General features: G+C 67.6%; 9 protein-coding genes. 2 read left to right on the plus strand and 7 right to left on the minus strand.

Annotated elements, in window-relative coordinates:
• Positions 1-28: 28 nt before the first annotated feature.
• Both WAN02_RS06705 and WAN02_RS06710 read left to right on the plus strand, forming a co-directional pair.
• Positions 29-139 carry an SHOCT domain-containing protein gene (locus tag WAN02_RS06705; protein ID WP_422263392.1) on the plus strand — a complete coding sequence of 37 codons (111 nt, stop codon included), beginning with the start codon at positions 29-31 and terminating at the stop codon, positions 137-139.
• A gap of 56 nt (positions 140-195) precedes the next feature.
• Positions 196-1,578, plus strand: a complete 1,383-nt coding sequence (locus WAN02_RS06710; RefSeq protein ID WP_422263384.1) for a PPE family protein, SVP subgroup — start codon at positions 196-198, stop codon at positions 1,576-1,578.
• A 6-nt stretch (positions 1,579-1,584) separates the two neighbouring features.
• Here WAN02_RS06710 and WAN02_RS06715 read toward each other — a convergent pair whose 3' ends face one another.
• From WAN02_RS06715 to mfd, 7 genes are all read right to left on the minus strand, one after another.
• Positions 1,585-2,526, minus strand: a complete 942-nt coding sequence (locus tag WAN02_RS06715) for an exopolyphosphatase (RefSeq protein WP_422263385.1) — start codon at positions 2,524-2,526, stop codon at positions 1,585-1,587.
• Positions 2,523-3,017 (minus strand): DUF501 domain-containing protein, encoded by a 495-nt coding sequence (locus WAN02_RS06720; protein WP_422263386.1) that lies wholly within the window; start codon positions 3,015-3,017, stop codon positions 2,523-2,525. Before WAN02_RS06720 ends, WAN02_RS06715 begins: the two co-directional genes overlap by 4 nt.
• Positions 3,010-3,645 carry an FtsB family cell division protein gene (locus WAN02_RS06725; protein ID WP_422263387.1) on the minus strand — a complete coding sequence of 212 codons (636 nt, stop codon included), beginning with the start codon at positions 3,643-3,645 and terminating at the stop codon, positions 3,010-3,012. Before WAN02_RS06725 ends, WAN02_RS06720 begins: the two co-directional genes overlap by 8 nt.
• A 21-nt stretch (positions 3,646-3,666) precedes the next feature.
• On the minus strand, positions 3,667-4,947 hold the full coding sequence (gene eno, locus WAN02_RS06730; protein ID WP_422263388.1) for a phosphopyruvate hydratase: 1,281 nt from the start codon (positions 4,945-4,947) through the stop codon (positions 3,667-3,669).
• 42 nt (positions 4,948-4,989) lie between these two features.
• A complete protein-coding gene (locus WAN02_RS06735) occupies positions 4,990-5,721 on the minus strand; it encodes a lytic transglycosylase domain-containing protein (RefSeq protein WP_422263389.1) in 732 nt (243 codons plus the stop codon).
• A gap of 209 nt (positions 5,722-5,930) precedes the next feature.
• Positions 5,931-6,950 carry a nucleoside triphosphate pyrophosphohydrolase gene (locus WAN02_RS06740; RefSeq protein ID WP_422263390.1) on the minus strand — a complete coding sequence of 340 codons (1,020 nt, stop codon included), beginning with the start codon at positions 6,948-6,950 and terminating at the stop codon, positions 5,931-5,933.
• 40 nt (positions 6,951-6,990) lie between these two features.
• A partial coding sequence (gene mfd / locus WAN02_RS06745; protein WP_422263391.1) for a transcription-repair coupling factor occupies positions 6,991-10,250 on the minus strand: 3,260 nt, incomplete at its 5' end.

Below are 10,250 nucleotides of genomic sequence, written 5' to 3' on the forward strand. Positions count from 1 at the left end.
CCAGGCCCCCAGAGACGAGCCTCGGGCCGTGGTCACCGGGGTTGCGGCCGAGCTACGCGAGTTCGCCAAGCTCCGCGACGAAGGAATTCTGACCGATGAGGAATACACCGAGCAGAAGAACCGCCTGCTCGGTCGCTGAACCGCTGTCCGTCGTGTGGCGGAAGCGCCGGTCGCCTGGAAGAGGAATGCGCAGCAATGGATTTCGGGATTTATCCGCCGGAGATCAACTCCGGCCGGATGTATACCGGTCCGGGATCGGGGCCGATGCTGGCCGCTGCGCAGGCCTGGGGCAGCTTGGCCGACGAGCTGTACATCGCGGCCAGCGCCTATCAGTCGGTCGTCTCCGAGCTGACCTCCGGTACTTGGTCAGGTCCGTCGTCGGAATCGATGGCGGCCGCTGCCGGATCCTATGCGGAATGGCTGAGTAGCACCGCTGCACAGGCTGAGCAGACCTCCGCCCAGGCCGCGGCCGCCGCCGCCGCCTACGACACGGCGTTCGCGTCGACGGTGCCGCCTCCGGTGATCGCGGCCAACCGCAGCCTACTGATGACGCTGCTGGCAACGAACTTCTTCGGGCAGAACACACCGGCCATCGCGGCCACCGAGGCCCAGTACGCCGAGATGTGGGCCCAGGACGCCGTGGCGATGTACGTCTATGCGGGTTTGTCGGCGTCCGCGACAGCGCTGACGCCGTTCGCGTCACCAAACCAGAACACCGACCCAGCCGGGACGGCCAGCCAATCCGCCGCGGTGAGCCAGGCTGCCGGCTCCTCCGCCGGCAATGCGCAAGGCGCCATATCGGCTACCTCGCAGGCGGTTTCCGGGGCAGCCGCGCCCGCCCAGAGCGGCGACGCGCTAAACACCCTGAGCAATCTCATCAGCGTCTTCCTCAGTGCACCAACGGATCTGGTCACCCTCTTTGGGATCATTCCGATGGATGCCCTGTCTGGACCGGTCGACCTTCCCATCGCCTATCTGGGTACTATCGGAGGCCTGCGCACGGATGACACCATCAGCGGATGGGAAGGGACAGAGGGGTGGCCCGGGACCCACGATGTGCCCCCCGAACAGTTCCAGGCCCGTATCACCAATCCGGGTGCGTTCGGCGCATCGGGGCCGTCGGCGAGTCTGGGCCAGGCCAACACGGTCGGCGCATTGTCGGTGCCGTCGAACTGGACCGTCGCCGCACCCGAGATACGCCCGACAGCGTTCGCGACACCGCTGACCACCGGGAACGCCGCCGCCCCGGCAGCGGAAGCGGGGACGGGAAATACGTTCAACCAGATGGGAATTGGTGGAATGGCCGGGCAGGCGATGGCCGGCCCGCCGGCCGCCGGCGACACTCGAGAGAACGGCAAACCGGTGACGCACGCTCGGCTGACGCCTCGCGTTACCGGCGCGGCGAGTGACGGCGACCCCGAAGCTACGCCGGCACCCCGCACCGTCGTCACCGGAGTCGCTGCCGCAATACGGGATATCGCCAAGCAGCGCGCTCAGGGATATCTGACCGAGCAGGAATACAAGGAGCAGAAGAAGCGCCTGCTCGAGGTCTCAATCGGACACCGCCCGTTGGGATAGCCAGCCCTACAACGCAATCGACAGCGCGATACCGTCCAAGATGTCGTGTTCGCTGACTGTCAGCGCATCGATGCCGGCCCGCTCGCGCAGCGCGATCGCCAGTTCCTCGATGACGATGGCGCCGCCACCAATCACGTCGACCCGCCCTTCATGCATGGGCCCCAACGCAGCGCGCTGCGCCCGCGGCATGCCGATCAGTCCGTCACACACCGTGAGTAGCCGGTCCACGCCGACGCTCGAGAGATGAATGGCCGCAGAGTCATAGGTGGTCATGTCCTGTGCGAGCGCGGCTACCGTCGTCATCGTTCCGGCCACACCGACCCAGGTGCGGGCCTGCTCCACCGGAACGACGCGCAGCGCCTCACCGAGCCGCTCGCGGACCACCTGACGCGCGGCGGCCACCTCGTCGGCCGTCGGCGGATCCGAATGCAGGCATCGCTCGGTCAGCCGCACGCAGCCGATGTCGGCCGAATAACTCGCCACCACGGTGTCGGTGCCCAATACCACCTCTGTCGAGCCGCCGCCCAAATCGATAATGACGAAAGGCCCAGCGGCGGAATCTAATTCATTGACCGCGCCGCGAAAAGACAACTCCGCTTCCTCGGTGCCGGTGATCACCTCGGCGATGGCACCGTCCACCACATCGCCGAGCACCTCGGCCGTCATCGCAAAGAACACGTCACGGTTGCCGGCGTCACGGGTGGCCGACGTCGCGACCATGCGTATCCGGTCGACGCCGTGGGTTGTGCACAGCGCGGCGTAGTCGACAAGTGCGGACCGGGTGCGCTGCAACGCCTCCGGCACGAAGGCGCCGGTAGCGTCGACACCCTGGCCGAGTCGCACGATCCGCATTTCGCGATGCACGTCGCGCAGCTGCCCGTTCAGCGCGTCCGCGATCAGCAACCGAATCGAGTTGGTGCCACAATCAATTGCGGCGACTCGAGTCATGAGCGCCACTCCCCCGGATCCAGGATCCCGGCCATCGACGGCTCGACGGCAAGAACCGCCAGCGCCTCGTCGCCGAACGGGTTGACTCCCCGGCCCTTGGCCAGCGAATGCGCGATCACCACGTGCAGGCACTTGACCCGGCCGGGCATGCCACCACCGGAAAACGTGGTCCCCAGCGGCTCGATGGCATCCCGCTCGGCCAGGTAGGACTCATGGGCCCCCCGGTACGCGGCGGCCAGCTCGGGGTCGGACTGCAGCCGCTGCGTCATGTCTCGCATCATTCCGGTTGTCTCCAGCCTGCTCGCCGCCGCGGTCAGTGCCGGATGCGTCAGGTAGTACAACGTCGGAAACGGTGTACCGTCAGGCAGTTTCGGTGCTGTCTTCACCACGCCCGGCTCGCCGTTGGGACACCGGTAGGCGATATCGAGCACTCCACGCGGTTCGCGGCCGAGCTGGCGGGTGACCGCATCGAGGTCGGCGGGATCAACCACCGGGCGGCGGCGGGCCGGGTGGCATGGGACTGGGCGGCACGGGCGTCGGTGGGCCGTGCGGACTGTCGGCGATGGTGTGCCACAGCGAGGTGTACCAGGGGTCGTTGCTGGCCGCGACCGTCGGCGCCGATCCCGGGTCGGCGGGCAGCGCGGCGTTCGGCGGAAGCTGGACCTGGTACGGGATCTCGCCCGGCATCACGAATCCGAGGCGTTCGCGGGCCTGCGCCGCGATGTAGACGGGATCGCCCAGCTTGCCCTTCTGCTGTTCGAGATCGGCGATCTGATGACGCAGCGCGGATTCGGAAGCCGACAGCTGCTTCATCTCGGTGCGCTGCGCGAAGTAGGTGCGGACCGGGCCGGCGATGGTCAGGGTCAGCACGCAGACCACAGCCGCCAGGATCGCCGCCCGGCGCGCGGTCAGACCGAGGCGCTGATCCGAACGCTGCTCAGCCGATTCGGCGATCGCCTGTTTGATCGGTTCGACGACCTCGGGCATCGCACGGGATGCGGTCTGCCCGCGACGGGGCGCCGTCGATTTGCGCGGCCGGCCGGACACCGAATCGCCGGCCCGCCCCGGACGCGAAGCCGGTGAGCGCCGCTTCGGTTCTGGCCGTTTCGATTCGGGCATCGGACGCTAAGGCTATCGGGCTTAAGGCGCGTATCGGGGGAAGGCAAGGTCACCGGCGTAGCGGGCCGCGTCGCCGAGCGCTTCTTCGATCCGCAGCAACTGATTGAACTTGGCGACGCGTTCGCTGCGCGCCGGTGCGCCGGTCTTGATCTGCCCGCTTCCAACAGCCACCGCCAGGTCGGCGATCGTGGTGTCCTCGGTCTCGCCGCTGCGGTGGCTCATCATCGTCCGGTAGCCGCTGTGGTGCGCCAGCGCGACCGCGTCGAGCGTTTCGGTGAGCGTCCCGATCTGGTTGACCTTGACCAGCAACGCATTTGCCGCGCCCCGATCGATACCTTCTTCCAGCCGTTCGGGATTGGTGACAAAGATGTCGTCGCCGACGATCTGCACTCGGTCGCCGATCGACGTGGTCAGGGCCACCCAGCCATCCCAATCATCTTCGGACAGCGGGTCTTCGATGGACACCAGCGGGTAGGAGCTCACCAGGCCCGCGTAGAACTCGGTCATCTGATCGGCGCTATGGGTGTTTCCCTCGAACTTGTAGCCCGTGCCGTCGGTGTAGAACTCGGTGGCTGCCGCGTCGAGGGCCAACGCCACATCGGGGCCGGGTTTGAACCCGGCGGATTCGATGGCCTGGCTGATCAGATCCAGCGCCGTCCTGGTGTTGGCCACGTCGGCGGCGAAGCCGCCCTCGTCACCCACGGCGGTGGACAACCCCTGCTTCTTCAGCACCGCCTTGAGCGCGTGGTACACCTCGGCGCCCCAGCGCAGCGCCTCATAAAAGCTCGGCGCCCCGATCGGGGCCACCATGAACTCCTGGATGTCGACGGCGGTGTCAGCGTGCGCGCCGCCGTTGAGGATGTTCATCATCGGCACCGGCAGGATGTGCGCGTTGGGTCCGCCGAGGTAGCGGAACAGCGGCAGCTCGGCGGAATCGGCGGCGGCCTTGCTGACCGCCAGCGAGACCCCCAGGATGGCGTTCGCGCCCAGCCGGGACTTGTCCGGCGTGCCGTCGAGGTCCAGCAGAGCCTGGTCGACCAGTCGCTGATCGTCGGCGTTGAGCCCGATCACGGCGGGCGCGATTTCATCGAGCACGGCCTGGACGGCCTTCTTGACGCCCTTGCCCCCATACCGGTCGCCACCATCGCGCAGCTCGACGGCCTCGTGCTCTCCGGTCGACGCGCCGGAGGGCACCGCGGCCCGCGCGAACGTCCCGTCGATCAGAGCCACCTCGACCTCGACTGTCGGATTGCCGCGGGAATCGAGGATCTCGCGGGCCCCGACCTGCTCGATAATCGGCACTAGTTCTCCTTGCGTCGTGAGGGTTACAGCCTAAAGCCTTGGTCAGAGCGAGTGACCCGCCGCATAGGCGGTAGCCCAGTCACGAACGGCGCGGGCGTAGACGTCGGAGTCGTTGTAGGCCCACAGCGCCGTGATCCAGCCTCGCGCGGTGGCGAGATCCTTCCCGCGCCAACACAAATAGCCCGCCGCGGACAAGGCGGCATCGTCGATGTTGTCGACGCTGATCACACCATCATTGTTGGCGTCCACGCCGTACTCCCGCCAGGTCTCCGGGATGAACTGCATGGGCCCCATTGCCCGCACGGTATCCGGCTCGCCGTCCATCCCGCCCGCCTCGCTGTCGATGATGCGCATGGTGCCGTTGGTTCCGTCGAGCACCACACCCCTGATCGGCGGCCGCACGTCGCCGTTGGGGAACAGTGTCGCGTGGTGGTAGGTGCCGTGATGGCTTTCCACCTGCCCGATGCCGGCCAGCGTCGTCCAGGCGATATGACAGTTCGGGTTCTCCACCTCGGCAACCCGAGCGGCGTAGCCGTAGGCCTCCAGTGCGGTCACAGGTATGTGCAAGGCCGCGGCGCGCTGCGCCGCCCAAGCATGAAGCTGGTCGGCGGGGCGGCCCTTGGCGTGAGTGTCGACCGGCGGCACCACGGCGCCTGGAGGCGGCGGCACACCTTTAGGGATGAAGGGGCCAAGCTGCCACGAGCAGCTTGATGCCAACAGCAGCGCCGTTGCACCTACGACGGCGAACGCGCGCAGCCAACGCACCGGCGACACAACACACCCCTAAACCACGATTCCTTATCCATGGTCCCACGGGAATCTAGTAGGTCACCCCGCCGTGAACACCAGGTGTCCGGTCGACACCGGATATCCAGCCATGATGATGTGCGCCCTAGCTGCAGGTAACCGTGCGCGCATCGCCACCCCGGGCGTGTCGAACATCACCGCGCCAACGCTTGCTTTCGCGCGCGTCAAAATGGCTTTCAGTCCTTTTCGGGGTCGTCAGAGGATGCGTCCGCGTCCTCAGCGGCCGACTCCTCGGTGGCGGGCTCGGGTTCCGGTCCGGCCTCGTCGTCCGACGGCCAGCAGGCGCGCCACTCGTCCTCGGTGATTGTGCCGACGGCGGCGACGCCCAGTTCGGCGGGCACATCCGCTACCCGACGCTCGGCGGCGACCGCTTTCTCGACGGCTCGCACAGTAGCCATCAACTCCAATACGGCTGTGCGCAAAGCATTTTCGGCGTCAACGTCGGCCGTCACGGTGATAGACGTGATGTTCGTCGGGATCAGGTCGAACGGCAACCCGGCTCGCGTGATGCGCTGAACCACTTTGTGCGCCAACGCCAAAGCCGGTTGACCGGTGGGCACGTCGTCGACGACCGAGTTGCGGGGCTTCTCCAGAGCTTTGCGCTCCTCCCACTGAGCCAACTGCTCGTCAAGCGAAATCGTCTCGCCGGCAAGGACTCCCGGGGCCCGGTTGCCCAGCTTTCGCAGCAGCGCTTCGGCGACGTCGTCGATGGTGAATGAATGTTCAGGCGCGTCCTCGGCGATGCGCGCGTGGAAGAGGACCTGCAGCAACACGTCGCCGAGCTCGTCGCGCAGCGCGTCGGTATCGCCGCTGTGCACCGCGTCGAAGAGCTCGTAGGTCTCCTCCAGCAGGAACCGCCGCAGCGAGTCGTGCGTCTGCTCGCCTTCCCACGGCCCGGCGGTGCGCAGCTTGTCCATCATTGCGACGGCGTCCACCAGCCGCTCCCCCGGCTGGTGCCCGGGCGCGGAGATCAGGCGCTCCCCCGCGGCCAGCCGCGCGGTGACCGCGGGGTGCTCGGCGTCGGAGGACAACAGCACCGGAGCGTCTTCTCCTGTGTGAGCCGGGCGCGCCGCCGGCAGCGTCCAGGGCACCGCGACGGGCATCTCCTCGGTGTACTGCACCTCGCCGCTGAGCAACTCGATGGCTTCCACCGGAACCAGCGAGGGGCGGCGAGGGTCGACCAGGATCACAGTCACCAGCGCCTGCCCTCACCAGGGCGATCGTCATGGACGCCGTTCATCGCGCTTGTCGCTCCTGTTTTGGCGTGACTACCTGGGTCGATTCTCCTGGTTTCCCGTCCAGCGCCGCCAGCAAATCCGCCACCATCTGAACTAACTCAAGATCGCGGATACGTGGCGCGCCGACACCCCCGGCCCGCGGGATAGGAACCTGAACGGTCGAGGTGGTGGCGCGGTAGCGCGCACCCGGATACTTGCGCGCCAGACGCACCTGCGCGGAGTCCGGCAACGTCATCGGCGCCAGTCGCAGGGTGGCCGCCGACGCCGCCGACACCTCGGTGACACCCGCGGCGCGGCATAACAGTCGGAGGCGAGCGACGGCGACCAGCCGCTCGGCAGTTTCGGGCAGCGCCCCGTATCGGTCGGTCAGCTCCTCGATGACGGCGTCGATGTCGGAGTCGTGATTGGCCGCCGCCAGCCGCCGGTATCCCTCCAGCCGCAGCCGGTCGCTGGGGATGTAGTCGGGCGGCAGGTGCGCATCCACCGGCAGGTCGATGCGCACGTCTTTCGGCTCCTCGGCGCTGACCACGGTCTCCCCGTCGGCCGCGGCTCGGTAGGCCTCGACCGCCTCACCGACCAGGCGGACATAGAGGTCGAAGCCCACTCCGGCGACGTGTCCGGACTGCTCGGCGCCCAGCACATTGCCGGCGCCGCGGATCTCCAGGTCCTTCATCGCCACCGCCATGCCGGCACCGAGCTCGTTGTTCTGGGCGATCGTCGCCAACCGGTCGTAGGCGGTCTCGGTGAGCGGCGCCTGCCGGGGGTACAGGAAGTAGGCGTACCCGCGCTCCCGACTGCGACCGACCCGGCCGCGCAGCTGGTGCAGCTGGGACAGACCGAACGTGTCGGCTCGTTCGACAATCAGCGTGTTGGCGTTGGAGATGTCCAGGCCGGTCTCGACGATGGTGGTGCACACCAGGATGTCGAACTCTTTGTTCCAGAATCCCTCGACGGTCCTCTCGAGCAGATCCTCGTGCATCTGCCCATGCGCGACGGCGACCTTGGCCTCCGGCACCAGCTCGCGCACCCGCGCCGCGGCGGCGTCGATGGAGCTGACCCGGTTGTGCACGTAGAACGCCTGGCCGTCGCGTAGTAGCTCTCGGCGCAGCGCGGCGGCGATCTGCTTGTCGTCGTGCTGCCCGACATAGGTCAGCACCGGGTAGCGTTCCTCGGGCGGCGTCAGGATCGTCGACATCTCGCGGATTCCGGCCAGACTCATCTCCAGCGTGCGCGGGATCGGGGTGGCGCTCATCGTGAGCACATCGACGTGGGTGCGCAGGGACTTGATGTGCTCCTTGTGCTCGACGCCGAAGCGCTGCTCCTCGTCGACGACCACCAGACCGAGGTCTTTCCAGCGCACGCCGGTTTGCAGCAACCGGTGAGTGCCGATCACGATGTCGACGTTGCCTTCCGCCATCCCGTCGAGCACGGCGCGTGATTCGGCGCCCTCGGTGAAGCGCGAAAGGCTCTTGATCCGGACCGGGAAACCGGCCATCCGCGCGGTGAACGTCTGGAAGTGCTGGTCGGCCAACAGCGTGGTGGGAACCAGCACCGCGACCTGCTTGCCATCCTGGACCGCCTTGAATGCCGCCCGGACCGCGATCTCGGTCTTGCCGTAGCCGACGTCGCCGCAGATCACCCGGTCCATCGGCACCGGTTTCTCCATGTCGGATTTGACCTCGGTGATCGCGGTGAGCTGATCCATGGTCTCGGTGAAGCCGAACGCGTCCTCCATCTCGGCCTGCCACGGGGTGTCCGGCCCGAACGCATGTCCCGCGCTGGCCTGCCGCTTGGCGTACAGCGCCACCAGCTCACCGGCGATCTCCCGGACCGCCTTGCGGGCTTTGGTCTTGGTGTTGGTCCAGTCGCTGCCGCCGAGCCGGCTCAGCACCGGTGCCTGGCCACCGACATAGCGGGACAGCTGATCGAGGGAATCCATTGGCACATAGAGCTTGTCGGTTTCGTTCTGTCCCCGCTTGCTCGACGCGTACTCCAACACCAGGTACTCGCGCCGCGCGCCGCCGACGGTGCGTTCGGTCATCTCGACGAACCGGCCGATGCCGTGCTGATCGTGCACTACCAGGTCGCCCGCGGTCAGGGCCAGCGGGTCGACGGTATTGCGGCGTTTGGCGGCCAGTCGCTTGCCGTCGGTGGCGGTAACCCGGTTACCGGTCAGGTCGGTTTCGGTGACGATCACCAGCTCCGCGCCCGGCTTGGCACCCTGTATCACCGATCCGTCATGCAGTGGCCCTTTTAGCACCCCGACCACGCCCGGCTTGGGCTCGGTTCCCGACTCCAACATCGTTGCCGGCGTGTCGGATTCGGCCAACTGCTCGACGACTCGATGCGCGGTTCCGGTGCCCGGGGCGACGACGGCGGCGGCCCCGCCGGTGGACACATGCGCGCGCAGCATCGCGAAGATCTCGTCGATGTCGCGCTGATGGCCGCGGGCGGACGGCGCGGCGCGGATGTCCAGCTCGACCGCCGACTCGTCGGAGAGTTGGCTCAGCGTCCACCACGGGTGCCCGGACTGCCGCGCGGCGTCCTGCACCTCCTCGAGTTCGCGGAATCCCGATCCGCCGAGCTCCTCGATATCGATCGGCGAATCACCGCCGACCGCGGCCACCGACCAGGACGCATCGAGGAATTCGCGGCCGGTCTTGATCAGGTCGACCGCCCGGGTGCGTACCTTCTCCGGGTCGCAGACCAGCACCGGCGTGCCGTCGGCCAGCTGATCGGTCAACAGTGTCATGTCCTCGGGCCGCAACACTTGTAAGAGTGCCTCCATGCCGTCGACCGGAATGCCCTCGGCGAGCTTGGCCAGCATCTCGCCGATGCTGCCGGCGACGCCGTGCTCCGGCGGGGGTTGATGTCCGGCCAGCTCGGCGGCCCGCGCCCGCACGTCGTCGGTCAGCAACAGCTCGCGGCAGGCGACCGCGATCAGGGAGTCGACGCTGATCTCCGGGATCGACCGTTGGTCGGCCACCGCGAACATCCGCATCTCGCTGACCTCGTCGCCCCAGAACTCCACCCGCACCGGGTGCTCGGCGGTCGGAGCGAAAATATCGAGGATGCCGCCGCGGACCGCGAATTCGCCGCGCCGGCCGACCATGTCCACCCGGGTGTAGGCCAGCTCGACCAGCCGCGCGATGACGTCTTCGAAGACGACCTCGTCACCGACGGTCAGGGTGAGCGGCTCCAGCAGGCCCAACCCCGACACCATCGGCTGCAGCAGCGAGCGGACCGCGGTGACCACCA

The organism is Mycobacterium sp. (assembly GCF_049281135.1).
Classification (GTDB): domain Bacteria; phylum Actinomycetota; class Actinomycetes; order Mycobacteriales; family Mycobacteriaceae; genus Mycobacterium.